This is a genomic window from Microbulbifer sp. S227A, assembly GCF_049800935.1.
Genome location: NZ_JBNAFZ010000008.1, coordinates 50,765 through 75,942, shown reverse-complemented (window position 1 = coordinate 75,942; position 25,178 = coordinate 50,765). Strand labels below are relative to the sequence as shown.

Below are 25,178 nucleotides of genomic sequence, written 5' to 3'. Positions count from 1 at the left end.
TCAGAACTCCGCCACCTTGCCCCATTGGCTTTCCCGGAAGCGCGACAGGCGGTATTGCGCGGTCTCGGTGATCGGCGTGCGGCCAAGCAGCAGGTCGGCCATCAGGTGCCCGACGCCCGGGCCGATGCCAAAACCGTGCCCGGACAGGCCCGAGGCCATCGCCAGCCCCGGCACCCCGATCTGCGCATCGATCACCGGCACGCCATCGGGGGTGCTGTCGATATAGCCTGCCCAGCTTGCCTGTACCGGTATGTCCCGCAACGCGGGCAGCAGCGCGCGCGCCCGTTCCAGGGTCTTGGCGATCACCCGCGCGTCCGGGCGCGGGTCGAGGATGCGCATCTGCTCCATCGGCGTGGGACGGTCCAGCGCCCAGCGGCGGACCGTGTCAAACCCGGCCTGCCAGCCCTGCACCCCGCCCGGAGCCAGCGACCGCCAGCGCCGGGCAAACATCGGCAGGAACTCGCGGGCGCCGCGCAACATGCGCGGAGTCGGATCCAGCTTGGCCAGCCCCGAGATCGCCAGCGTATGGCCGCCATCGCCCCGGCGCGTGACCGAAACATCCCTGGTATGCAGCGCGTCCGGCACGCCCTCGGCCCCCGGTGCAACCGACAGAATGGAACTACGCACCGAGGATTGCGCAAACCCGATGCCCAACTGGTTCAGAAAGCTGCCCGACCATGCGCCGCCGGCCAGAACAACCTGCGCGGTGCGGATCGTGCCCGCCTCGGTCACCACGGCGCTCACCCGCCCGCCCTGGGTTTCAAGCCCGCGCGCGGCACAGCCTTGCAGCACGACCCCGCCATGTCTCTGCACCCCGAGGGCAATCGTCGGGGCGGCCGCGGCGGGATTGGCGATACCGTCAGTCGGCGACCACACCCCGCCTTTCCAGGCCTTGCCGGTGGCGGCACCGCGTTCGCTGGCCTGTTCACCGCTCAGCATGCGGGTATCGATCCCCTGTCCGCGCGCAAACCGCCCCCAGGCGGCCCAGCCTTCGAGCTCTGCCTCGTCATCCGACAGGTACATCAGGCCGCAGCGACGAAATCCAATCCCGGCGCCGCAATCCGCCATCATCTCTTCCCAAAGCGCCAGGCTCTGCGTCGACAGGGGCAACTCGCGCGCGTCGCGGTTCTGCTGCCGGCACCAGCCCCAGTTCCGGCTCGATTGCTCGGCTCCGATCCGCCCCTTTTCGAGCAACACCACCCGTTGACCCGCACGCGCCAGCCAATAGGCGGTGCTGACCCCGACGATGCCGCCACCGATCACCACGCAATCGGCCTGCTCCGGAACCCGGTTTTCGGTGGAAATGTGCAAAAGTGGTGCAGTCATCGCGATCTCCCTGATCATAGGTTCGGGTTTACGCCATTTCCGGGAACGCGAACTTTCGGATTGCGCCGGATTTCGGCATATTCTGTTAAATGGATCCGCCAAGTTGACATCGCAGCAGCCCCGCGATGGTATCGCCCGGTGGCCGCCAGGGACTCGCAAAGAAGACAGCATGACCTCACAACACAAGCTTGACCGCATCGACGTAAACATTCTGGCGGCGCTACAACAGAATGGCCGGATTACCAATGTCGAGCTCTCCGAACTGGTCAACCTGTCGCCCTCCCCCTGCCTGATGCGCGTCAAGAAGCTGCAAAAGGCGGGGTATATCTCGGGCTATACCGCGTTGATCGACATCGCCAAGCTGGGCGAGACGCTGACCGTCTTTACCGAGTTCACGCTCAAGAACCACCGGCAGATCGATTTCGGTCGCTTCCAGCAGGCGCTTGAAAACATTGACAGCTGTGTTGAATGCCACCTGGTGTCCGGGGGCTATGACTATCTCGCCAAGTTCGTCACCGGCGGTATCGTCGACTATCAGAACATCGTCGAAGCGCTGATCGACAAGGAAATCGGGATCGACAAGTATTTCAGCTTTGTCGTGATCAAGACACCCTTCGTCAAGAACCACATCCCGCTGGCCCGCCTGTTTGGCGACCGGCTGGGTGACTAGGCTTACCGCCCCTGCATCGCGCGGGTCATGGCCTGGTCGTTTTCGAGGCTGGCCAGCCAGTCGGGGTCGAGCTGGGGAACCGACGAGATCAACAGCCGCGAATAGGGATGCTCGGCGCTTTCGCCCATGGTCGCCGCCGGCAGGGCTTCGACAAGCCGCCCCTTGTACATCACCAGCACCTCGTCACAGATCGCTTCCACGGTGGACAGGTCGTGGCTGATGAACATGTAGCTCAGCCCGAGATCGCGCTGCAATTCCTTGAGCAAATCCAGCATCGCCGCCGCCACGACCGTATCAAGCGCCGAGGTGATCTCGTCGCACAGGATCAGCTCGGGCTCGGCGGCAAGGGCACGGGCAAAATTCACCCGCTGTTTCTGCCCCCCTGACAATTCTCCGGGCAGGCGATGGCGCATGGTCGCGGGCAATTGCACCATGTCCAGCAGCTCGATCACCCTGCGTTCGCGCGCCTGCCCGTTCATCCCGTGATAGAATTTCAACGGCCGGCCCAGGATCGCACCCACCGACTGCGCCGGGTTGAGCGCGGTATCGGCCAGCTGAAAGACGATCTGGATCCGGCGCAGCTGATCCTTGTGGCGCTCGGCCAGGTCGGGGGCCAGCATCTGCCCGTCCGACAGCACGTCGCCCCGGTATCTCGGCAGGATCCCCGCAACCGCCCGCGCCAGGGTCGACTTGCCCGAACCGCTTTCGCCGATGACCCCCAGGTTGGTGCCGCGCTCCATGCTAAAATCGATGTCATGCAAGATCTTGACCGTCGGCTCGGCGTTTCGGCGCATACCGTATCCCGCCGACAACCCCTTGACCTCGAGGATCGGTGCAAGCTCGGTGGTGTCCGCATCCCGGACCGAGACATAAGGCACCGGGTCGAATGCCGCGAGCAATTCCCTGGTATAGGGATGCTGCGCGTTCTCGAGGATCTCGCGGGTGGTGCCGACCTCCTGGATCTGCCCCCCCCGCAGCACGATGATGCGGTCGGCGATCTGCGCCACCACGGCCAGATCGTGGCTGACATAGACCCCGGCCATGCCGCCCTCGGACATGACCGAGCGAAAGGCGCGCAGAACCTCGATCTGCGTGGTCACGTCCAGCGCGGTGGTCGGTTCGTCAAAGATGACCAGCTTGGGATCGCCCACCAGCGCCATCGCGGCGGACAGGCGTTGCAGCTGCCCCCCCGATACCTGGTGCGGATAGCGCCGGCCGATGGTGTCCGGCTCGGGCAGCGCCAGCGCCCGGAACAGTTCGACCGCCTTTTTCTCGGCCTCGGCCCGGTTCATCAGCTTGTGGATCTCGGTGATCTCGATCACCTGCTCCATGATGCGCTGCGACGGGTTGAACGCCGCCGCCGCGGATTGCGGCACATAGGACACCTCGGTGCCGCGCAGCGCCGCGCGTTCGGTGCCGGTCATCGCGGTCACATCATGCGCGCCCACCCGGATCGAGCCGCCATGGATCGCACATCCGGGGCGGCAATGCCCCATCAGCGACAGGGCGATGGTGGTCTTGCCCGAACCGCTTTCACCGATCAGCGCGACGATCTCGCCGGGCTGGATGTCGAAATCGACCCCGCGAATGATCTCGACCTCGCGGCCTGAATCGGTCACCGCCCCGATGACCAGGTCCTGTACGGAAACAAGCGGTTGGGTCATCAGGCGCTCCTGTCACGAATTTTCCTGGGAAGGTTGTCGATGAACATGTTCACCGAGATGGTCAGCGAGGCAATCGCGATACAAGGGAAGATCACCGCCGGCGCGCCAAGGCTCAGCCCTTCGATGTTCTCGCGCACCAGGCCGCCCCAATCCGCGTTCGGCGGCTGTACGCCGATGCCCAGGAACGAGAGCCCGGACAGGACCAGAACGATGAACACAAAGCGCAGCCCCAGATCGGCCAGCACCGGGCCGAGAATGTTCGGCAGGATTTCCGTGCGGATCAGGTAGCCGGTCTTTTCCCCCCGCGCCCGCGCCACGGTGACAAAATCCATGGTGTCGATATTCACCGCCAGCGCCCGCGCAAAGCGATAGCTGCCCGGCATGTAGATCGCCGCGAGCGTCAGGATCAGCACCGGGATGGACGAGCCCACCGCCGCCACGACGACCAGCCCGAACAGCAGCGACGGAATGCCGTTGAACGCATCCAGGAACCGCGACAGCAAGGTGTCGAACCACCCCCCCATGACCGCCGCGATCATGCCGAACACGATGCCCCCGGTACAGGCCAGCGTCACCCCGGCCAGCGAAATGCCAACCGTGTATCGCGCCCCCATCAGGATCCGGCTGAAGATGTCGCGGCCCAGATAATCGGTGCCCATCCAGTAATCGGCGCTGACCGGGCCGAAATAGTCCCAGTCCACCATCTTTCCCGGCGGATAGGGGGTGATCAGCGGCGCGATGATCGCGATGACCGCCCAGAACAGGATGACCGACAGGCCGATCTTGCCGGTGGTGTTGAATGCATATCCCGAGAGGAGCCGTTGCCTGCGGGGCGTGCTGTGATCGGAATCGTGCATCAGGTACGGAGCCTCGGATTGGAGAGCGTTGCGATGACATCCGCCAGGGTTATGAGGCTCAGATAGCTGACGCAGAACACCATGGCGCAGGATTGGATAAGCGGCAGGTCACGGGTGGCGACCGCGTCCACCATCAGCTTGGCGACACCGGGATAGTTGAACACGGTCTCGACGATGATCACCCCGCCCACCAGGTAGGACAAGGACAATGCCACCGCGTTGGCGATTGGCCCCAGGGCATTGGGCAAGGCGTGACGCAGCACCATGCGGCGGCGGCTCGCCCCTTTCAGGAGCGCCATTTCCACATAGGGCGTGTTGATGGTTTCGATCACCGCGGCGCGGGTCATGCGGATCATCTGGGCCGACACCACGCAGGTCAGCGTGATCACCGGCATCGCATAGGCCCTGAGCAGTGCGGCGAAATTACTGGCATCCGCGCCATAGCTCAGCGCGGGCAACCAGCCCAGCCAGACCGCAAAAACCAGAACCGCAAGCGTGGCGACCATGAATTCGGGCACGGAAATCACCGAAATCGTCATGATCGAAACCGTCCGGTCCCAGATCGACCCCTGCCACATCGCCGCCGAAATCCCGCAGGCCAGCGCAAATGGCACACAGATCACCGTCACCACCGCGGCAAGGCGCAGCGAATTGGCGAGCCGCCCCCCCAGCAGGTCCGCCACATCCATGTCGTTCACATAGCTGCGGCCCATATCGCCCTGTGCAAGCCCGGCCAGCCACGACAGGAACCGGGACAAGGCCGGCTCGTTCAGCCCCATCGCCTCGCGCAAACCGGCGACGGCTTCCGGCGTGGCCGCCTGGCCCAGCAGCACCTCGGCGACATCTCCGGGCAGCATCTCGGTCGCAAAGAACACCGCGAATGAAACGATCACAAGGGTGATCAGGGCGATGCCAAGCCGCTGTCCTACCAGCAGCCAGGTTTTCGGCGATCTCAGCACATGGTTTCTCCCGCGCTTGGGTCCCGGTTCAACGGATGGCCCGCGCCGACCGCGTCAGCGCGAGCCATCCAGGATGTGTCGCGTGGTCAGGCGTCCAGCCAGACATACTCGGCAAAGGCATAGCCCATCTGCCCGCCCAGCGGGTTCGGACGCAGCCCCTTGACCGAGGTCGACAGCGCATCGACATTCGCCAGGTAGGCCGGGATCACGGTGCCCGCGTCATTGGCGACCATTTCCTGCATCTCCCAATAGATATCCCTGCGCAGGTTGTCGTCCAGCGCGCCGCGCGCCTCGATCAGCATCTTGTCGAACTTCTCGGACTTGAACTGGCTTTCATTCCACTTGGCATCCGACGTGTAGAGCAGCGAGAACAGGATGTCCGGCGTCGGGCGCGGGTTGATATTGCCAAAGTGAATCGGCGCCTTGAGCCAGTACTTGGACCAGTAACCATCCGAGGGCACCCGCTGAACGTCGAATGTCATGCCGATTTCCGCGCCTGCCTGCTGAACGACGGTGGCCATGTCGACCGAGGCGGTTGCCGCGTCCGATGCGACGATCGGCACCGTTTCCCCCAACAGCCCGGCCTTGTCAAAAAGCGCCTTGGCCTTTTCCGGGTCATAGGCCCGGGGGGCCAGTTCGGAATTGTGATACCGGTTGGCCTCGGATACCGGCTGGTCGTTGCCGATGGTCGCCATGCCGCGCAGCACGGATTTCTCGATGGCTTCGCGGTTGATGATGTGCTTCATCCCCTCGATGAAACCCTCTTTCATCCCCGGCTCCATGTCGAGGCGGTTGTTCAGGTTGGTATAGTTCCCCGAGCTGGTCACCGAGGACCAGACATGGTCGTGACCTTCCAGCATGCGCCGCGAACGGCCCTTGATCGACGCGCCCATATGGATGTCGCCCGACAGAACCGCGTTGACCCGTGCGTTGTTGTCGGTGATCGCGAAATACTCGAAACTGTCGAGATAGGGGCCGTCCTTGAAATAGTTCGGGTTCCTGACGGCAATCGATTTCACGCCGGGCTCAAAGGTCTCCATCATGAACGCGCCGGTTCCGATGCCTTGCGAGAAATCGGTGGTGCCATCGGCAACGATCATGAAATGATGCAGCGACAGGATGGTCGGCAAGTCGGCATTGGGCTCTTGCAGCACGATCTTGACGGTCAGGTCATCCACCGCCGCAATTTCCGACATCTGGCTGGCGATCGAGTTCACCTTGGAACCTACTGCCGGGTCGAGATGACGCAAGAGCGAGAACACCACATCCGCCGAGGTGAACGGCTTGCCATCATGGAAGGTGACGCCGGATTTGAGCGCGATCGTCCAGGTCTTGGCATCGGCGGTCTCAAGGCTGTCGGCCAATTCCATCTGCACCTGGCCATGCTCGTCGAGAAAGGTCAGGCGATTATAGATCGCACAGCAGCGCACATAGTCGGTGGACAGCGACGCCTTGGCCGGATCAAGCGTATCGGCGGTTGACGACGACCAGCCCGCCGCCTTCAGATGCCCGCCCATGACCGGGGTTTCGGCGACCGCTTGCGTGGCGCCCAGGAACAGCGACGAACCCGCGCCCGCCGCCACACCCGATGCTGCCAGCATTTTCAACAGGTCGCGCCGCGAGGCCCCGCGCCGGATCGCGTTTTCAACCATGGCATCGTCGCGACCGGTCCAGTTTGTTGGCTTTCTGTTTGTCATGTTTCATTCCCCGTTGGTTGGTGGCTTGTTCCCGTGGGCGGCAAGCCGGTCAAATTCCCCGCCGGATCGCGCGGTCCAGGTTAAAACCCCGGTATCGCCCGCGATCGGGCATGATCCCTATCGCCCGCGACCGGGCATGATCTATATTGCCCGCGATCGGGCATCGCCATTTTCGCCCGCGACCGGGCACACCCAGGCATCGATCCCGCCGGCTGTCCCGCGGCTTCGCCCCGGCAACCCCGATCCAATCCTTGCCCATCCGGTTGCCGCGTAGTCTCTGAATACGACAGGCATCGCAGCAGATTCTATTGAGTTGCCCGGCCGCGCAGAACATCCGTTTGCCGCGCAGACCGGCACCGGCTCAATATCCATGGCCGCGATCGATCAGCCCGGGCGGCGGCGTTCCCTGCCGTATCGCGCGCAGCACCTTCAGCGCATGTTGTGCCCCTTCGACCGCGTCGGTCTGGGCTGCGATATGCGGCGTGACGATCACCCGCGGGTCGCCCCAGGCCCAGTGATCGACCGGCAACGGCTCGGGCGCGGTCACGTCGAGAATGGCCGATCCCAGCTGCCCCCGGTCCAGCGCACCGCGCAAATCCGCCATGATCAGATGATCGCCGCGCCCGGCATGGACCAGATGCGCCCCGGCGGGCAGCTGGTCAAAGGTTTCGGCACAGAGCAGACCGCGCGTCGCATCGGTCAGGGGCAGCAGGCAGACCAGGATATCGCTGCCCCCGAGCAGCGCGCCAAGCCCGGCCGCGCCATGCACCTCAACCCCCGGAACCGCAGCCCCCGACCGCGACCACCCGGCAACCGGGAAACCCAGCCCACGCAGGCTTGCGGCAACCAGCTGCCCGATCCGGCCCATGCCCAGGATCCCGATCCTGCGTGCATGGGTTGGCCTGGGGCCATGCCCCTGCCAGACCCCGCGCTGCGCCTGTTCCAGATAGGTCGGCATGTCGCGATGCACCATCAGGCAGGACATCACCACCCAGTCACGTACCAGCGCATCGATACCCGGTGCCAGCGACCGGCACAGCATCAGGTGGCCCGGCAGTTCAGGCATCTGATCGACCCCGGCTCCGACCGAAAGCACCGCCCGAAGGTTGGGATAGACCGACAGGTCGGCGGGCGGTTGCCAACAGGCCAGCACCGTGATCCCGGCCGGGTCGGCGACCTGTGCCGCGTCGATATGGATCGCCTCGCCCTCGGCGGCGAAAACCTGCTGCCAGACACGCGCCCGTTCCGGCATGGTCGTGACCAGCAGCGTCATGTGCGCATCACCGCCCGCAATTCGGGCTGCTCGAGCGCCAGGTCCAGAACCGCGCGGCTGCGCTCGACGATCATGTCGATCTCATCCGCCGTGCAACATAGCGGCGGCGCATAGCCCAGCACCCCGTGATTGAACGAGCGCAGGATCAGCCCCTGTTCCCAGGCCAGGTCAAAGAGCCGGGTCGCCGCCTTCAACTCGGCGGGCAGCGGCGTTTTCCTGTCCTTGTCCGTCACCAGTTCCATCGCCGCGAGCATTCCGCGCCCGCGCACCTCTCCTACAAGCGGGTGGTCGGACAGTCCCGCCAGCCCCTGCTGCAGGCGCTCGCCCATCCGGCGGCCGTTTTCGAACAGCCCACCCTCGTAAAGCTTCAGCACCTCGAGCGCGACAGCGGCGCTGACCGGGTGGCCGGAATAGGTGAAACCATGGCCCACGGCGCTGGCCCCGGCCCCCTGGGATATCGTCTGGTAGACATGTTCAGACAGGAACACCGCCCCCATCGGCGCATAGCCCGAAGTCAGCCCCTTGGCCGTGGTCATCATGTCGGGCACGATGCCTTCTTCCTCGCAGGCAAAGATCGGGCCGGTGCGGCCGAACCCGGTGATCACCTCATCCGCGACGAACAGGATATCGAGTTCAGCACAGGTGGCACGCATTGCCGCCAGCCAGCCTTCGGGCGGAACCAGCACCCCGGACGAACCCTGGATCGGTTCCACGTAAAACGCCGCAACCCGTCCGGCCCCGAGCGCCTCGACCTTGGCGCGCAGGGCCGCCACCGACGCCTCGGTCACGGTGCGCGGATCATCCCCCATCGGGTTGCGATACAGGTAATGCGACGGGATCTTGTGCTGCCAGGCATAGGGCACCCCGAACCCCTCGTGAAACACCGGCAGCGCCGTCAGCCCGGCCCCCGCCGATGTCGACCCGTGATATCCCTGTTCCAACGAGATGAACTGGTCCCTTTGCGGCTCGCCGCGCGAGTGCCAGTAGTGACGGGCAAAGCGGATCGTGCTGTCCACCGCGTCCGACCCGCCCAGCGTAAAGAAAACATGGTCCAGATCCCCCGGCGAGCGTTCGGCAAGTGCGGCGGCAAGCCGGATTTGCGGTTCCGTGCCAAGATCGAAATACCCGGTCGCATAGGGCAATCTGCGCATCTGCTCTGCAGCGGCCTCGACGATGCTGTCATGGCCATAGCCCGCGTTCACGCACCACAGCCCGGCAAACCCGTCGATCAATTCACGGCCCTCGCCATCGGTGACGGTTGCCCCCCGTGCGCTGTGCAGCAGCCGCACGCCGCGCGCTTCGTGCCCCTGCCAGGACGACACCGGATGCACCAGGTGCTTGCGATCCAGCTCGTGCAATGCGTTTGATGTGACGAATCCGCTCATGATCTACCCCAATGCCTGCGACACCAGACCATAGGTCCGGTATCCGCGATCCTCGTTCCGTGCCGCCCCGCCGACTGACATCGCGGTACCGCCCCCCGCATGGGCCAGCCCCAGGGTCTCGGCATATTGCCCCAGCTCCGCGCAGGGCGTGTCGATCCGCAAAAACTCTCCCGCATGGTTCTGCGCCGCCGCCGCCAAAAGCGCGCGGGCGCGGGGCAGGTCCGTGGCGACGATCGGCCCCAGAACCTTGCCCCGGCCAAAATCGCGCATGATCGCGAACCCGCCGTCACAGCCAAACACCGTCCCCTGCGCACAGAGCCGGGCCAGCAAACCGTCCCGCCGCAGCCCGCTGGCCGCGACATCCATCGCCGCCAGCATGGCCGGATCGCCCGCCCCTTGCGAGACCGGTATCTCCGGCTCGGCAGCGACGGCGATGCCCTGATGCTGCCGGATGTCTCCCGTGGCACGGAAGCCCAGTTTTTCATACAGCGGAAGCCCGTCCCGCGTCGCCACGAGGCGCATCTGCTGCCCCTCTGCCATGGCGATGATCGCCTCCATCAACCGGCGTCCGATCCGTTTTCCGCGTTGGGTTTCGTCGACGATGATCATGCTGAGCAGCGCGACATCTCCAAAGACCGACACCAGCGCCGTCCCGACGACGGCATCGCCCGCAATGGCCACCACCCCGCGCGATTGCGACAGGGTCAGCGCCCAGTCCTCGGCCCGGTGCGGCCAGGCGACCTGCCGGCTCAGGCGGGCGGCATCGTCAATATGCTCGGTCGTAAAGGCGTCAAGCCGGAGCGTGTCCTCGGCAGGTGTCATTGGGTTCGTTCCATTGCTTTGCTTGGCCCAGCTTAGCGCCCCGCACGCCCCAGAAACGCGCTGAAATCCGGCCAAAGCCGATGCGGCCACGCTGCATTCATCCGGCTGGCGGCAGAATATGCTGCGGGCTCAGCTGGACAAGTCCACGCCCAGGCGCAGGATCATCCGCACGGTTGCGTCGAGTTCCTGTCGGGTCAGGTATTCCTCGGGCCGGTGCGCCCGTGCGATGTCACCGGGTCCGCAGATCACCGAGGGGATCCCCGCCGCCTGAAACAGCCCGGCCTCGGTCCCAAAGCTCACCGCCTGCATCGGGGTCGCGCCGGACACCCGCTGGATCAGGCCCGCAAGCGGCGCGTCTCCTGCGAGGGCAAGCGCCGGGTAGGTCGACAACCATTCGGCCCGCACCCTGTCTCCCGCCGCCTCCAGCACCGGGGCGATCAGGGCGCGCGGATCGACGCCGGCGATGGCACGTGCCTCGATCGTCGCATGGGCGTCTTCGGGGATGATGTTCACGGCGGTCCCGCCCTCAACCGTGCCGATCTGCACGGTCGACCAGGGCGGCTGAAACCGCGCATCCCGCCCGGCATGTTCCAGCGCCGCGGCCTGCCGCGCGGCGGCGGTCAGCGCCGGGAGCAGCGCATGGATCGCGTTCACCCCCTTGTCGGGCCGGGAACTGTGCCCGGGCACCCCCCGCGCGCTCAGCCGTACCGCCGCCTTGCCCTTGTGCGCCAGCACCGGCCGCAACCCGGTGGGTTCGCCAACGATGCATCCCACGGCGGGCGCGCAGAGCTCGGGAAGCCGCGCGATCATATGCGGCACACCACGGCACCCGGCCTCTTCGTCATAGGATAGGGCGATGTGGATGGGCCCCCCGAGCGGCATCGCCGCCAGCTTTGGCACAGCGGCGAGCACGGCGGCATTGAACCCCTTCATGTCACAGGCCCCGCGCGCGATCAGCCGGTCGCCATCACGGCGCAGCACAAAGGGGTCGTCACGCCATTCGGGTTCCTGCGCGGGCACCACGTCGGTATGGCCCGACAGGACATAGCCGGGCCGCGACGCATCGCCGATGGTCGCGAACAGGTTTGCCCGGTCGCCCTCGGGGCCGGTCATCAGTTTCACCCTGGCCCCGTGCCCTTCGAGATATTCCGCGATGACCGCCACAAGCGCGAGATTCGAGCTGCCCACAACCGTCCTGTGGCCGACCAATTGCTCCAGAATCTGCTCTGCCGTCATGTTTTTCATCGGGATAGGATCCTTTCGATCGCCGGGGTATGCCAGACCCTAACCCAGCCCGACGCCGTCGCGGCACCGAGCTGGACGTCATGCTGGCAGGCTATGCTGTCAGGCCATCGCCATTCGGAATTTCCTGCGCCGTTTCGGAACAAACGCGGCATGTAGCATTTCCGGGGATCAGGCAGGATGATCCTGACAGTGAACTGGAGACTCCGATGACGTTCCGCCCCAAATACATCACCTTTGACTGCCACGGCACGATGATCAATTTCGACATGGCCGGTGCCGCCACCGATCACTATGCGCCGCTGATGTCCGCGGACAAGCTGGCCGTGTTCATCCGGGATTTCTCGGCCTACCGGCTCGACGAGATCCTCGGCGACTGGAAACCCTATGCCGAGGTGGTGCACAACGCGCTGGAACGGACCTGCAAACGCAACGGCGTGGCCTTTGATCCGGCGATTGCCCAGGAGATCTATGACCGCGTGCCCGGCTGGGGGCCGCATGCCGACGTGCCGGCGGGGCTGGCAAAGGTCGCCGCCGAAATCCCGCTCGTGGCCCTGACCAATTCCATGAACGCGCAGATCCCCTCGAATATCGAGAAACTCGGCGCCCCCATCGCCCATGTCTTTACCGCCGAAGACGCGCAGGCCTACAAGCCCCGCATGCAAGCTTTTGAATACATGTTCGACCAGCTGAATTGCGGCCCCGAAGACGTGCTGCACGTGTCCTCGTCCTTCCGTTACGATCTCATGACGGCGCATGATATGGGGATCACCAACAAGGTCTGGGTCAACCGCGGTCACGAACCGGCCAATCCCTATTACGGCTATACCGAGATCGCCGATATTGGCGGGCTGCCCGCTGTCGTTGGTCTCTGATGGACTACCGGTCCTATTGGCACGCCACCGCCGCGCCGTTTGACGGGGATTGCACGGACCCGGTGCAGGGCCATTTCGATGTCGCGATCATCGGCGGCGGTTTCACCGGCCTGAGCGCCGCGCTGACGCTGGCCAGGGCCGGGGCATCGGTTGCGCTGCTCGAAGCCGATATCGTCGGCGCGGGCGGATCGGGCCGCAATGGCGGACATCTGAATAACGGCCTCGCCCATGGTTATGCCGAAGCCAAGTCCACCCTCGGAGCCGAGCGCGCCAAGGCGCTCTACCGCGCCTATGACCAGTCGATCGAAGCCATCCGGACGGTGATCCGGGACGAGTCCATCGACTGTGACTTTCGCGATGCCGGCAAACTGAAGCTGGCGTCCAAACCGTCGCATGTGGCCGGAATGAAAGCGAATTTCGAGCTTGTGAACCGCGAAGTCGATGCCGATACCCGCTGGCTTGGCCGCAGGGAATTGACGGACGAGATCCGGGGCGGCGATTTTCACGGGGGTATGTTGTTCGAAAAATCCGCCATGATGCATATGGGGCGATATGTGGTCGGGCTGGCGGCGGCGGCAACCCGGCACGGGGCCCGTATCTGGCAGGCCGCGCCGGTAACCGGCCGGGTAAAATCCGCGAAAGGCTGGCAATTGACCACCCCCAAAGGCACGCTGACCGCCAGCCGGGTGATTGCCGCGACCGGGGCCTATTCCGCCCGTGTGGCATCGGCACCGCTGGGCCATTTCCGGAAACGCATCATTCCCGTCGGTTCGTTCATCATTGCCACCCGCCCGCTCAGCGACGGCGAAATCGCCGCGACCCTGCCCGGCAATCGCACCTATGTCACCTCAATGAACATCGGCAACTACTTTCGCCTGTCGCCCGACAATCGCCTGATCTTTGGCGGGCGGGCACGGTTTTCCGCCTCGTCCGACCAGAAATCCGACGCCAGATCCGGCGAGATCCTGAAGGCGTCGCTGGCCCGGATGTTCCCACAGCTTGCCGATGTCGCGATCGACTATTGCTGGGGCGGGCTTGTCGGGATGACGCGTGACAGGTTTCCGCGGGCCGGGATTGCCGATGGCATGATCTATGGCATGGGCTATTCCGGTCACGGCGCACAGTATTCCACCCTGCTGGGTCAGCAACTGGCGATGATGGCGCTTGGGCATGACATGGACGGCCCGCTGGCGGGCCTCGACTGGCCCACCATCCCGGCACATTCCGGCAAGCCCTGGTTCCTGCCGCTGGTCGGGTTGTGGTTCGGGCTCAGGGACCGGCTGTCGTGAGCTGAGCGGTGGGTGGCCCGGTCACATTCGACCCGGCCGACAGCGTTTCAGCCAAGCGTGTGGGCCGCAAGCCCGTAAATCACCGCGCCGTCCATCGCCCGGCGATGCGGTCCGACGCGCATCTCGGTCACGGTGTCAAACACCCCAAGCCCCGCCGCCGCGAGAAAGGCCGAGAACGGGCTGTCTTCAACCGGCGTGTCCAGCCGCAGGAATTGCCCCTCGCGCCGCTGGATCAGCGGCGCGACCAGTTGCATCGCCATCTGGTCCGACCCGGCAACCACCGGGCCGATCACCTGCCCTTTGCCGAAATTGCGGATCATCGCATAGCCCGTCAATTGCCCGCCGGTCTCGGCCACAAGGCATTCGGATTTGCCATCCAGAACCGACAGGGCCGCGTGGCGGTCGGCCCCGAAGGCATGCAGGTCCAACGCCAGTATCTGCGGCCAATCCGCATCCCCGGCGCGTCTGACGATGGTATCTGCAACCGGTTCGGGCAGGTAGATCGCCGAGGCCCGCCCCTGTTGCTGCCGGATCGTCGCAACGGGTTCGAACCCGACCTTTTCATAGAGCCGATAACCGGCGCGGGTCGCACTCAGGCGCAGGTCGCGGCCGCTGCATTCCTCCATGATCCGGTCGAGCAACCACCGCCCCGTCCCCAGGGATTGCAACCGGGGCGCGGTGATCATCATTCCCAGCATCGCGAAATCCGACCCGTAGGTGAATTTCATCGCCGAACTCAGCGGACGCCCCACCTCGTCAAGCGCCAGGTAGCCGCCGCCAATCTGCAGCAACACCTCGAGATCGCGGGCCCGGTGCGGCCAATAGACCCCGACGATCAGCTCATTCAACAAGGGCAGCCTTTCGGGCGTGATCGGATAGCGTTTCGCCTGAAAGACATCGACCTTGCGGGCATCCTTGTGCGTCACGCCCGCCGCATCCTCTCCAATTTGGTTCAGCGATTTCCCGTCGTCTTGCGATGCCATCAACAGCCATGCCCCGCTTGCAGATTCACTCCCAAGCTAGCCGCAAGCCCATAGCGGTTTCTACCAAAGCACGGCCCGGTTTAACAGAAAATGCCGTGCGACCGCCGCGTGCACAGACGCGAAGGATGCTCTCGCGTTCTACAATGTCGCGACGACCTCGCCTCGCATCTCGCCGGTCATGCGGGCGAAATCCTCGGCGTGGATCTTGCCCCGCACGGCCTCGATCGCCTGTTCCGCCGCGTCCCGCGTCACCGCATCGGGCCATTCGGTGATCGCGGCGCTGGTCCGGTCGCTGGTGCGCACCACATTGACCCGCATGGCCCCGAGCTCTTTCAGCGCCGGCATTCGCTTGTCGCGAATGCTCTGCAACGACACATCATAGTCGGTTCCGTCGGAAATCTCCCAGGTGGTGATCGTGATATAGGTCATCATCCCCTCCTTTTTTGCCGATATCATGTTGCAACCATACACTTTTTTCGCGCAAATTGACAGTCTGCAAAGGCCGGGGGACGCCCCGCGCCCCTCCACCATCGCGACTCCGCGACCGCCACCTCGCCCATGCCGGACAATTTCTCTTGCGCGATGATAGACGAAATGCGATACGCCAAAATGCTAACGTTATCTTTTTCGACCCACTGTCTCCTTCTATAGGCCGGCCAGTCTTCGATCCAGACCAACCACGCCGGGCTGTCGCACTTCCGCGGACAGCAACCCAAAACAGGAGACCACGGATATGGCCACTGGCACCGTGAAATGGTTCAACTCAACCAAAGGCTTCGGCTTCATCGCACCCGATGGCGGCAGCAAGGACGTTTTCGTGCACATTTCTGCCGTTGAGCGCGCCGGTCTGACCGGTCTGGCGGACAACCAGAAAGTGACCTTTGACATCGAAGCCGGCCGTGACGGCCGCGAAAGCGCGACCAACCTCGCGCTCGCCTGATACCGGATATCGACCGGACAGAATGTGATCAAGGCGGGCCCGGTGCCCGCCTTTTTTGCATCCGCCCCGGACGATGATTGCCAGCCGCCCCGCAACGCGGCACAGTCACGATCATGTGGTATTTCCTGATCAAGGCGCTGCTCTCGGGGCTCATCATCGCCATCGTCTCGGAAGTGGCCAGGCGACAGCCGAGCTTTGGCGCGCTGATCGCGTCGCTGCCGCTGATTTCGATCCTGGGCATGATCTGGCTCTGGCGCGACCGCCCGGACGCGGCGAACATGGCGCATCACGCGCTGGCCACCTTCTGGTACGTGCTGCCGTCGCTGCCGATGTTCCTGCTGATCCCGGCATTTCTGAACCGGGGCTGGCCATTCTGGCTCTCGCTCGGTCTGGGCTGTGTCCTGACCGTGCTGCTGTACGGTGTCACCGTCTGGCTGCTGGGCCGGTTCGGGTTCGACCTGTAATCCCTTGACATCACAGCTGCGTTATCCGGCTCACGCCCGCGTCGGTTCCGCTGTAGAAACCAAGTCATGCACTGGATCGCTTTCCTCGCCCTCCCGCTGATCGCTGCCATGGCCGCATGGTATTCCGGCGTCATCAAACTGCTGGGCGCGCATCCCTTCTGGGCGGACGATGTCCTGTGGATCGGGCTGCCCGTCGGCATCGCACTGGCCTGGTTTGCGGGTGTTGCACGGCTTGGACAGGGGATGATGGCGACCCTGTGTTTGCTGCTGTCCGCAAGCGCCTGGATGCTGGCCCGTGCCGGCAAGCAAGCCTTTGCCGCGTCTTATGCCGAGGCCACCCTTGCCGGCCAGTTCTGGTATTTCGGATGGATCGCAACCTGTGCCTTTGCCGCATCGGCCCTCGCCACGATGGCCCGCCCGCCGCCCCGAGACCATTGACCGGACGTTCACAAATCCACGTATAAATGATAAGTATCCGTTGTAACCAGACCAGGGACCCGCCATGTTTTCACGCCGAACCTTCATCGCCTCCGCCGCGTCCGCAGCCGTTGTACCGGGCATTGCCGCCGCCCAGGGCGAAGCGTTTGATCCCACGCCGCAATTCGTACGGATCAAGAAGGACTACCAGCCGGGGCAATTGCTGATCCTGCCGCGCTCTTATTACCTGTATTTCGTCACCGAACCGCGCAAGGCCATCCGCTATGGCGTCGGGGTCGGCAAGGCCGGGCTCGAATTTACCGGCTCCGCGACGATCGATGTCAAGAAGGAATGGCCAAGCTGGCGCCCCACGGACGAGATGATCGAGCGCAGCCCCCAGACCTATGGCCGTTTCAAGGGCAACAAATATGTCCAGCCGGGCGGGCCCGACAACCCGCTGGGCGCGCGGGCGCTCTATCTCTTTCAGAACGGGGTGGACACCTATTTCCGCATCCACGGCACCACCCAGCCGGAAACCATCGGCCATTCGGCCTCAAATGGCTGTATCCGGATGCTGAACGAACACGTCATCGACCTGTATCAGCGGGTGCCCATCGGCACCGTCGTCACGGTTCTCTGACCCGCACAACCGCGCGGTCGCGCCGATGTTTCAGGGCGCGGTCCAGTCGATGCCCGCCGCCGGTTCAACCGTCAGCCGTCCATCGGGCCACGGGCGCATCAATTGCTGCGCCTCGGCGTCCGGGGCGTGCAACCACGCGGCGATATCCGCCTTGTTCAGGATCACCGCCATGCGGTGATGCACATCGTGCACGTCCCCCGAAGGCGCGCAGGTCACGGGGGCCAGCTGGTGCAGCCGCTGTCCGCCCGGTGCCTGCCAGACATCGCTGATCGCCGCGAAATACAGCAATCCGCCCTCAAGCGGCGTGATCCGCCACGCCGTCTTGCGGCGTTTTTCGCCGGTCCATTCGTACCAGCCATTGACCGGCAAGATGGCCCGCCCCATCCCCGCAAAGGCGGTCTTGTCAAACACGGTTTCCGAGCGGGCATTGACGATGGTTTCCATCACCGGGCGCCCCCGCGCATTGACCCGCCCGACGGGAATGATGCCCCAACGCATCCGCATCAACCCGTTCGCGCTCAGCGCCACGACATCCTGTCCCGGCGCGATGTTGAGCCGCGCAGGCTCTTCGGACACCGGATCGGGCGACACGCCAAGCGCCGCGGCCAGCGCAGCGGGCGGCTCTGTCAGGAACACCCGCCCCGGCATCGCCTATTGCGCCGCTTCGATCTGCCTGACCAGTTCGAGCACGCGCGGACCGATCACCCCGACAATCATGCGCACACCCTCGGGAGCGGGGTGGATGCCGTCATCCTGCATGAACTTGCGCATCTCGGCAGGGTCCGCCGTATCGCCAGCAATGCCGGCGAAAAAGCTCTCTTCGTAGAGCGTGCCATATTCGGCGGCCAGTTCCGGATAGATCGCGTCAAACGCCGCCTTGTACTCGGGCCCATAGTTTCCCGGTGCCTGCATCCCGACGAGCAACACATCCACATCCGCCTGTGACGCGGCCGCGAGGATCCTGTCCAGGTTGCCACGGCTGACCTCGGGTGCGATGCCCCGCAACAGGTCATTCCCGCCAAGCGCCACGATCATGCCGTCCACCTCGGGGGTCAGCGTCCATGCCACCCGCGCCGCGCCGCCCGCCGTGGTATCGCCGGACACACCGGCATTGATCACGGTCACATCCGCCCCCCGCGCCCGCAGCCAGCCCTGCAATTGCGGCACGAACCCATCCTGCTGCAACAGCCCGTACCCCTGCGTCAGGCTGTCGCCCAACGCGGCGATTGTCACCTGTCCGGCATTGGCCGCGAACCCGAAAATCGATAAAACAATGCCAGCCAAGACCTTGCGCATTCCGTCAATCACTCCATATGCCATCTGTTACACCTAATGAACCGGGGCCCATGACCGAGCCGATCCTCTCACTTAAAGATGCCTCTTTGTCGCTGAATGGCAATGCCGGGCCCGTCGATATCCTGCACTCTGTCACTTTGGACGTGAACCGGGGCGAAACCCTCGGGCTGATCGGGCCGTCGGGGTCGGGAAAATCCTCGCTGCTGATGCTGATGGGCGGGCTGGAACAGGCAACCTCGGGGGCGATCACCGCGCTCGGCCATGACCTGACCGCGATGGACGAAGACGCGCTGGCCCGGTTTCGCCGTGATCACATGGGGGTGGTGTTTCAGTCCTTTCACCTGATCCCGACCATGACGGCGCTGGAAAACGTGGCCACGCCGCTGGAGCTCGCCGGGGTCAAGGACGCGTTTGACCGGGCCGCCGCCGAACTGGAAGCCGTGGGGCTGGCGAGTCGCGCCAATCACTATCCCGCGCAGATGTCAGGCGGCGAACAGCAGCGCGTGGCACTGGCCCGCGCCTCGGCCCCGCGCCCGCATATCCTGTTGGCGGATGAACCCACCGGCAACCTTGACGAAGCAAACGGGGCCGCGATCATGGACCTGCTCTTTGGCCTGCGCGACCGGCACGGGGCGACGCTGGTGCTGGTTACCCATTCCAACGAGCTCGCCGCCCGCTGTGACCGGGTGATCCGCCTGCGCGACGGCTCAATCGCACCCGAGATCGAGCGCGAGGCCGCCGAATGAGCCTGCGCCTTGCCGCGCGCTTTGCCCGGCGCGAATTGCGTGGCGGGCTGCGCGGGTTTCGCATCTTTCTCGCCTGTCTTACCCTCGGTGTCGCGGCCATTGCCGCAATCGGCACGATCCGCGCCTCGATCGAGGCGGGGCTGACCCGCGAAGGGGCGGCGTTGCTCGGCGGGGACGCCCAGATGCGGTTCACCTACCGCTTTGCCTCCGAGGATGAACGCCTGTGGATGCGCGATACCGCCACGGCGATCTCCGAGATCGTCGATTTCCGCTCGATGGCGGTTGTGACGCGCGATGGCGAAACCGAACGCGGCCTGACCCAGGTCAAATCGGTCGATGACGCCTATCCGCTGGTCGGCACCGCGCGGCTGGCCCCGGACATGCCCCTGCAAGACGCGCTCGCGGGGCGCGATGGCCTGCCCGGCGCGGTAATGGATCGGGTCTTGATGGACCGGCTGGGCCTGGTCGCGGGCGATCGGTTCCGGCTGGGCACCCAGGAGTTTGTCCTGATGGCAACGCTGGCGCATGAGCCTGACGGGGCCTCCGAAGGCTTTGGCCTCGGCCCCCGTACGCTGGTCGCGACCAAGGCCCTGGCGGAATCCGGCCTGTTGTCGCCCGGCTCGCTCTTTTCCACCAAGTACCGCCTGTCCCTGCCGCCGGGCAGCGATCTTGACGGGCTCGCCACCGAGGCACGCGCTCGGTTCGAGAATTCCGGCCTGCGCTGGTCGGACGCCCGCAACGGCGCGCCGGGTGTCGCGGAATTCGTCAACCGGCTCGGTTCGTTCCTGGTTCTGGTGGGCCTGTCGGGGCTTGCAGTGGGCGGTGTCGGCGTCTCCGCCGCCGTGCGCGCCTATCTCGCGGGCAAGACCAACGTGATCGCAACCCTGCGCACCCTGGGCGCGGATCGCAACACGATCTTTCAGACCTATTTCCTGCAGATCGGCCTGCTGTCGCTGGTCGGGATCGTGCTCGGGCTGACCCTTGGCGCCTTGGTCCCGGTTCTTGTGGCCCCGCTGATCGAGGCGCAACTGCCGATTCCCGCCGCCTTTACCATCTATCCCGCGCCGCTCGCCGAAGCCGGCATTTACGGCCTTCTGACGGCGCTGATCTTCACGCTCTGGCCGCTGGCGCGCACCGAAGAAGTCCGCGCCGCGACCCTGTTCCGCGATGCTCTGGCCGGCGCGCGCCTGATCCCGCCGCTGCGCTATCTCATCGCCCTTGCCATCGGCCTCGCCGCCCTTGTCGGGCTCGCCACGTGGTTCAGCGGAACCGCGCGGCTGACCCTGTGGACCACGGGCGGCCTTGCCTTTGCGCTCGCCCTGCTGGCGATCTCGGCGATCCTGATCCGCACGCTCGCACGCCGTTCCGGCAACATCGCCCGTGGCCGCCCCGCCCTGCGATGGGCGCTGTCGGCGATTTCCGGCCCCGGCGAAGGCGCAACCTCGGTTGTCCTGTCGCTGGGGCTTGGCCTGTCGGTGCTCGCGGCGGTCGGCCAGATCGATGGCAACCTGCGCAACGCGATTTCCGGCAACCTGCCCGACATCGCGCCGTCATACTTCTTTGTCGACATCCAGCAGGACCAGATCGACGGCTTCAGCGAACGGCTTGCCACCGATCCCGCCGTCAGCCGGGTGGAAACCGCCCCGATGCTGCGCGGGGTCGTGACCCGCATCAACGGCCGTCCCGCCCAGGAGGTCGCAGGAGGCCACTGGGTCGTCGAAGGCGATCGCGGCCTGACCTATGCCGCCGACATGCCCGACAGCACGCGGCTGGTCGCCGGGCAATGGTGGCCCTCCGACTATGACGGCCCGCCCCTGATCAGCTTTGCCGCCGAAGAGGCCGCCGAACTGGGCCTGGCCTTGGGTGACACGCTCACGGTCAACATCCTGGGGCGCGACATCACCGCCACGATCGCCAGCTTCCGCGAGGTCGATTTCTCCACCGGCGGGTTGGGCTTTGTCATGTCGATGAACCCTTCGGCGCTGGCTGGCGCGCCCCACAGCTTCATCGCCACCGTCTATGCCGAAGACGCCGCCGAAACCCAGATCCTGCGCGACCTGGCAAACGCCTATCCCAACATCACCGCCATCCGGGTGCGCGATGCCATCAACCGCGCCTCCGAAGTGCTCGCCGGGCTGGCCGCCGCCACGTCCTATGGCGCGGCGGCCACGCTGCTGACCGGTTTTCTGGTGCTGATCGGTGCCGCCGCCGCCGGCGAACAGGCCCGCACCTACGAAGCCGCCCTGCTCAAGACCCTGGGAGCGGCCCGCAGCCGCATCCTCGCCAGCTTCGCCCTGCGCGCCGCACTGCTCGGAGCCGCCGCGGGCAGCGTCGCTCTGGCCGCCGGCATAGCCGGGGGATGGGCGGTCAGCCATTTCATCATGGATACCGATTTCACCGTGATCTGGCCCTCTGCCCTGGGCATCGTGGCCGGCGGCGTCCTTGCCACATTGCTCGCCGGTCTCGGCTTTGCCTGGCGTCCCCTCGCCAGCCGCCCGGCCCGCGTGTTGCGTGGCCGCGAATGATCAGCGCGAACAGGCAACCGGCTGCAAGAGCCGCAACAGATCGGTATTGTCACAAACCAGCGCATCCAGCGTGATGCCGTCAAGGCTCGCATAAAACGCCGACACCGCATCCCTGAGCGCCAGTCGCAACCGGCAGGACGCGACAAGCGGGCAGCTGTTATCGGCATCCGCAAAACACTCCGACACCGGCGGCTCGCCCTCGACATCGCGGAACACATCGCCGATCCGGATGTTCTCCGGCCTGCGCGCCAGCGTCATCCCCCCGTTGCGCCCCCGCTGCGTGTGCAGATAGCATAACTGGCTCAACTGGTTGATCACCTGCGCCAGGTGGTTCTCGGACACCTTGCAGCATTCCGCGATCTCCGCCTTGGTCACAAGCCGACCGCCATTGGCCGCACAATACATCAACAATCGCACCGCGATGTTGGTCCTCTTGGTGATTCTCACGCCCTCGCTCCCCGGATCCTTCGGATTGCAACTTGTCGCACATCGCGCGAAAAAGCGGTTTGACATACATCAATAGAAACAGCACGGACCCGGATGACAGCAGCCCCCTATTGCTTCGGCTATGGCAGCCTCGTGAACTGCGCCACCCACGACTTCACCAATCCACAGCCCGCCCGGCTGACCGGCTGGTGCCGCGCCTGGCGGCATACCGATCTGCGCCCGGTGGCTTTTCTCACGGCAATACCCGCGCCCGGCACCGCCATCGACGGGCTGATCGCCCATGTGCCGAACGACGACTGGCAGACGCTGGACCAACGCGAATGGGCCTATGACCGCATCCCGGCAACCGCCTCGGTCACACACCCCTTGACTTTCCCCGTCGAAATCGCGGTCTACAGCGTCCCCCGGACCCGCCACATCGCGCCGGCAAACCGCCACCCGATCCTGCTCAGCTATCTTGACGTGGTGATCCAGGGCTACTTGCGGGAATTCGGCGAAACCGGCGCCGACCGCTTCTTTGAAACGACGCGGGGATGGGACATCCCGATCCTTGATGATCGCAACGCCCCGCGCTACCCGCGCCACCAACATCTGACTCCCGATGAAACCGCCTGTGTCGACGACCGGCTCGCGGCGATCGGGGCCCGCATCGTGACCACCACAGCCGACTGACTCACCGCCCCTTCAGCTTTGGACAAATACTCCCGCCGGAGGCTCCCGCAGCCTCCACAGGCGCAGGTGCCGCGTCAGGCGCGCGCCCGTACAACCTGCATCAACGGCATCAGCGCCGCCATTTCCGGCCCGCGCTCCATCCCGGTCACCGCCTTGCGCAACGGCATGAACAGCCCCTTCCCCTTGCGCCCGGTTGCGGCCTTCACCGCATTGGTCCAGCTGCTCCAGGTGTCGCCATCATAGGGCCCATCCGGCAACAGCGCCATCGCCTGCGCGACGAACGCGCTGTCCTCCTCCGCGATCAATGGCTCCGCGCCATCCCGGCACAGGGTCCACCATGCCTCAAGATCGCCCAGCGTGGTGATATTGTCGCGCGCCATCAGCCAGAAAGCCTCGGCAATATCCTCCGGCACCCCCGCTGCCGCCACCGCGCCGCGCACGTCTGACAGCGGCAGACCTTGCAGGTAATGCCCGGTCAGCGGGAACAGGTCGTCGACATCGAACTTGGTCGGTGCGCTGCCGAAACGGGAAATGTCAAATCCTTCGACCAACTCGTCCATGCTGCCGCGCAGTTCCACCGGATCGCTCGACCCCAGCCGCGCCAGCAGGCTCAGCAGCGCCATCGGCTGCACCCCCCGATCGCGCAGGTCCCGCAAGGCCAATGTGCCCAACCGCTTGCTCAATGCCTCGCCCTGCGGGCCGGTCAGCAGCGAATGATGCGCAAAGCGCGGCGGCTCGAACCCGAGCGCGCGGATGATCTGGATCTGTGTTGCGGTGTTGGTCACGTGGTCCGAACCGCGCACCACGTCAGTCACGCCCATCTCGGTGTCATCGACCACCGACGCAATCGTATAGAGCACCTGGCCATCGCCCCGGATCAGCACCGGATCGCTGACGCTGGCGGCATCGATGGAAATATCCCCAAGGATTCCATCGGCCCACTCGATCCGTTCGTGATCGAGCTTGAACCGCCAGACCCCGTCGCCGCGTTCGGCGCGCAGGGCCTCCTGTTCCGCCTCGCTCAGGTTCAGCGCCGCGCGATCATAGACCGGCGGCTTGCCCATGTTCAGCTGTTTCTTGCGCTTGAGGTCCAATTCGGTCGGCGTCTCGAACGCCTCGTAGAACCGCCCCATCCCGCGCAGACGCTCCGCCGCCTCCGCATAACGGTCCAGCCGCTCGGATTGCCGTTCAACCCGGTCCCAGTGCAGCCCCAGCCAGTCGAGATCCTGCTTGATCGCGTCCACATAGGCTTCCTTGGAGCGTTCCGGGTCGGTGTCGTCGATGCGCAGGATGAACGTACCGCCCGACTTGCGCGCGATCATGTAGTTCATCAGCGCCGTGCGCAGGTTTCCAACATGGATATAGCCGGTAGGCGAAGGGGCAAAACGGGTGGTTGTCATCGGTGTCTCCTGTTCGGCGACCTGTTGTCACAGGGATGCGCCATTGTCCAGCCAGAGCGCCAACTGGCGCATCATTCGCGGTGCACCGGCCAACGCGTCCCAAGATCGTCAAGCCCGGCGCGGATCAACTCGCCCAGCACCTCCATGTCGATATCCGCCAGCTTGTTGACATAAAGACAGGACTTGCCGATCCGATGTTTGCCCAGCCGCCCCAGAATACCCGCGAAATCCCCGTAGCCGGGCATGATATAGATCGACAGCGCCGCCTTGCGCGGGGAAAACCCGGTGGCGAGGAAATCCCCCTCGCGCCCACTGTCATAGACATAGTGATAGCGCCCGTACCCCACGATGCTGCCGCCCCACATCCGCGGCTGAAACCCCGTAACCGCGCGAAACAGCCGATCCAGACGCGCGCCCTCTTCCGCGCGGCGGCGCGGCTCGACGCCAGCGAGAAAATCGCTCACATTTGCATCGTTCGGCTGGGTCTTGTTCGCGCTCATGGCATCGCCCTATCACATCTCGGTGCGCGCTGCCAAACCGGGCAAACAACCTGTGGCCAAATGCCGGAACGGTTCTATCATGTCCGTAA

The 25,178-nt window shown here is 65.0% G+C and carries 26 protein-coding genes; 10 read left to right on the top strand and 16 right to left on the bottom strand.

The window, feature by feature from the left end; translation table 11 throughout:
* Entirely contained in the window at positions 1–1,326 is a 1,326-nt protein-coding gene (locus ACP15R_RS18380; RefSeq protein WP_424987669.1) for an NAD(P)/FAD-dependent oxidoreductase, read from the bottom strand.
* A 169-nt stretch (positions 1,327–1,495) separates the two neighbouring features.
* Between ACP15R_RS18380 and ACP15R_RS18375 the strand changes: the two genes are divergently transcribed.
* On the top strand, positions 1,496–1,996 hold the full coding sequence (locus ACP15R_RS18375; RefSeq protein WP_424987668.1) for an Lrp/AsnC family transcriptional regulator: 501 nt from the start codon (positions 1,496–1,498) through the stop codon (positions 1,994–1,996).
* A 2-nt stretch (positions 1,997–1,998) separates the two neighbouring features.
* On the opposite strand, the gene ACP15R_RS18370 is transcribed toward ACP15R_RS18375, so the two are convergent.
* The 8 genes from ACP15R_RS18370 to argE all read right to left on the bottom strand — a co-directional run bounded on the left by ACP15R_RS18370 (position 1,999) and on the right by argE (position 11,898).
* On the bottom strand, positions 1,999–3,660 hold the full coding sequence (locus ACP15R_RS18370; protein WP_424987667.1) for an ABC transporter ATP-binding protein: 1,662 nt from the start codon (positions 3,658–3,660) through the stop codon (positions 1,999–2,001).
* A complete protein-coding gene (locus ACP15R_RS18365) occupies positions 3,660–4,517 on the bottom strand; it encodes an ABC transporter permease (protein ID WP_424987666.1) in 858 nt (285 codons plus the stop codon). Before ACP15R_RS18365 ends, ACP15R_RS18370 begins: the two co-directional genes overlap by 1 nt.
* A complete protein-coding gene (locus ACP15R_RS18360) occupies positions 4,517–5,476 on the bottom strand; it encodes an ABC transporter permease (RefSeq protein WP_424987665.1) in 960 nt (319 codons plus the stop codon). Before ACP15R_RS18360 ends, ACP15R_RS18365 begins: the two co-directional genes overlap by 1 nt.
* An 86-nt stretch (positions 5,477–5,562) precedes the next feature.
* Positions 5,563–7,173: an ABC transporter substrate-binding protein gene (locus tag ACP15R_RS18355; protein ID WP_424987664.1), complete on the bottom strand. Its 1,611-nt coding sequence runs from the start codon at positions 7,171–7,173 to the stop codon at positions 5,563–5,565.
* Between the two features lie 361 nt (positions 7,174–7,534).
* Positions 7,535–8,446, bottom strand: a complete 912-nt coding sequence (locus tag ACP15R_RS18350) for a 2-hydroxyacid dehydrogenase (RefSeq protein WP_424987663.1) — start codon at positions 8,444–8,446, stop codon at positions 7,535–7,537.
* Positions 8,443–9,831 (bottom strand): aspartate aminotransferase family protein, encoded by a 1,389-nt coding sequence (locus tag ACP15R_RS18345; protein WP_424987662.1) that lies wholly within the window; start codon positions 9,829–9,831, stop codon positions 8,443–8,445. The genes ACP15R_RS18350 and ACP15R_RS18345 overlap by 4 nt, the downstream gene beginning before the upstream one ends.
* A gap of 3 nt (positions 9,832–9,834) precedes the next feature.
* Complete coding sequence (locus ACP15R_RS18340) at positions 9,835–10,653, bottom strand: GNAT family N-acetyltransferase (protein ID WP_424987661.1); 819 nt, start codon at positions 10,651–10,653, stop codon at positions 9,835–9,837.
* Between the two features lie 129 nt (positions 10,654–10,782).
* Positions 10,783–11,898 carry an acetylornithine deacetylase gene (gene argE / locus ACP15R_RS18335; protein ID WP_424987660.1) on the bottom strand — a complete coding sequence of 372 codons (1,116 nt, stop codon included), beginning with the start codon at positions 11,896–11,898 and terminating at the stop codon, positions 10,783–10,785.
* Positions 11,899–12,104: 206 nt separating this feature from the next.
* On the opposite strand from argE, the gene ACP15R_RS18330 reads away from it, so the two are divergent.
* A complete protein-coding gene (locus tag ACP15R_RS18330; RefSeq protein WP_424987659.1) occupies positions 12,105–12,770 on the top strand; it encodes a haloacid dehalogenase type II in 666 nt (221 codons plus the stop codon).
* On the top strand, positions 12,770–14,059 hold the full coding sequence (locus tag ACP15R_RS18325; RefSeq protein WP_424987658.1) for an NAD(P)/FAD-dependent oxidoreductase: 1,290 nt from the start codon (positions 12,770–12,772) through the stop codon (positions 14,057–14,059). Before ACP15R_RS18330 ends, ACP15R_RS18325 begins: the two co-directional genes overlap by 1 nt.
* 47 nt (positions 14,060–14,106) lie before the next feature.
* On the opposite strand, the gene ACP15R_RS18320 is transcribed toward ACP15R_RS18325, so the two are convergent.
* On the bottom strand, positions 14,107–15,042 hold the full coding sequence (locus ACP15R_RS18320) for a hypothetical protein (RefSeq protein WP_424987657.1): 936 nt from the start codon (positions 15,040–15,042) through the stop codon (positions 14,107–14,109).
* Positions 15,043–15,180: 138 nt separating this feature from the next.
* Positions 15,181–15,471, bottom strand: coding sequence for a hypothetical protein (locus tag ACP15R_RS18315; protein WP_424987656.1), 291 nt, complete (start codon positions 15,469–15,471; stop codon positions 15,181–15,183).
* Positions 15,472–15,775: 304 nt separating this feature from the next.
* Between ACP15R_RS18315 and ACP15R_RS18310 the strand changes: the two genes are divergently transcribed.
* The 4 genes from ACP15R_RS18310 to ACP15R_RS18295 all read left to right on the top strand — a co-directional run bounded on the left by ACP15R_RS18310 (position 15,776) and on the right by ACP15R_RS18295 (position 17,503).
* A complete protein-coding gene (locus tag ACP15R_RS18310; protein WP_027263247.1) occupies positions 15,776–15,982 on the top strand; it encodes a cold-shock protein in 207 nt (68 codons plus the stop codon).
* 77 nt (positions 15,983–16,059) lie between these two features.
* Complete coding sequence (locus tag ACP15R_RS18305) at positions 16,060–16,446, top strand: DUF3147 family protein (RefSeq protein WP_424987655.1); 387 nt, start codon at positions 16,060–16,062, stop codon at positions 16,444–16,446.
* 66 nt (positions 16,447–16,512) lie between these two features.
* Positions 16,513–16,884, top strand: coding sequence for a hypothetical protein (locus tag ACP15R_RS18300; RefSeq protein WP_424987654.1), 372 nt, complete (start codon positions 16,513–16,515; stop codon positions 16,882–16,884).
* Positions 16,885–16,948: 64 nt separating this feature from the next.
* The gene (locus ACP15R_RS18295) at positions 16,949–17,503 is read left to right on the top strand and encodes a L,D-transpeptidase (protein ID WP_424987653.1); all 555 of its coding nucleotides are present in this window, start codon (positions 16,949–16,951) and stop codon (positions 17,501–17,503) included.
* Between the two features lie 30 nt (positions 17,504–17,533).
* On the opposite strand, the gene ACP15R_RS18290 is transcribed toward ACP15R_RS18295, so the two are convergent.
* Positions 17,534–18,139, bottom strand: a complete 606-nt coding sequence (locus tag ACP15R_RS18290) for an SOS response-associated peptidase (RefSeq protein WP_424987652.1) — start codon at positions 18,137–18,139, stop codon at positions 17,534–17,536.
* A 15-nt stretch (positions 18,140–18,154) separates the two neighbouring features.
* Positions 18,155–18,823 (bottom strand): arylesterase, encoded by a 669-nt coding sequence (locus tag ACP15R_RS18285; protein WP_424987651.1) that lies wholly within the window; start codon positions 18,821–18,823, stop codon positions 18,155–18,157.
* Positions 18,824–18,849: 26 nt separating this feature from the next.
* Between ACP15R_RS18285 and ACP15R_RS18280 the strand changes: the two genes are divergently transcribed.
* Together ACP15R_RS18280 and ACP15R_RS18275 are read left to right on the top strand one after the other, a co-directional pair.
* Complete coding sequence (locus ACP15R_RS18280) at positions 18,850–19,545, top strand: ABC transporter ATP-binding protein (protein ID WP_424987650.1); 696 nt, start codon at positions 18,850–18,852, stop codon at positions 19,543–19,545.
* Entirely contained in the window at positions 19,542–22,070 is a 2,529-nt protein-coding gene (locus tag ACP15R_RS18275; protein ID WP_424987649.1) for an ABC transporter permease, read from the top strand. The genes ACP15R_RS18280 and ACP15R_RS18275 overlap by 4 nt, the downstream gene beginning before the upstream one ends.
* On the opposite strand, the gene ACP15R_RS18270 is transcribed toward ACP15R_RS18275, so the two are convergent.
* Positions 22,071–22,517 (bottom strand): RrF2 family transcriptional regulator, encoded by a 447-nt coding sequence (locus ACP15R_RS18270; protein ID WP_424987648.1) that lies wholly within the window; start codon positions 22,515–22,517, stop codon positions 22,071–22,073.
* A 93-nt stretch (positions 22,518–22,610) separates the two neighbouring features.
* Here ACP15R_RS18270 and ACP15R_RS18265 point away from each other — a divergent pair, with 93 nt between their 5' ends.
* Positions 22,611–23,189 (top strand): gamma-glutamylcyclotransferase family protein, encoded by a 579-nt coding sequence (locus ACP15R_RS18265; RefSeq protein ID WP_424987647.1) that lies wholly within the window; start codon positions 22,611–22,613, stop codon positions 23,187–23,189.
* Positions 23,190–23,263: 74 nt separating this feature from the next.
* Here ACP15R_RS18265 and gltX read toward each other — a convergent pair whose 3' ends face one another.
* Positions 23,264–24,589, bottom strand: coding sequence for a glutamate--tRNA ligase (gene gltX / locus ACP15R_RS18260; protein ID WP_424987646.1), 1,326 nt, complete (start codon positions 24,587–24,589; stop codon positions 23,264–23,266).
* Positions 24,590–24,660: 71 nt separating this feature from the next.
* Positions 24,661–25,089 carry a DUF1801 domain-containing protein gene (locus ACP15R_RS18255; RefSeq protein WP_424987645.1) on the bottom strand — a complete coding sequence of 143 codons (429 nt, stop codon included), beginning with the start codon at positions 25,087–25,089 and terminating at the stop codon, positions 24,661–24,663.
* Positions 25,090–25,178 lie beyond the last annotated feature (89 nt).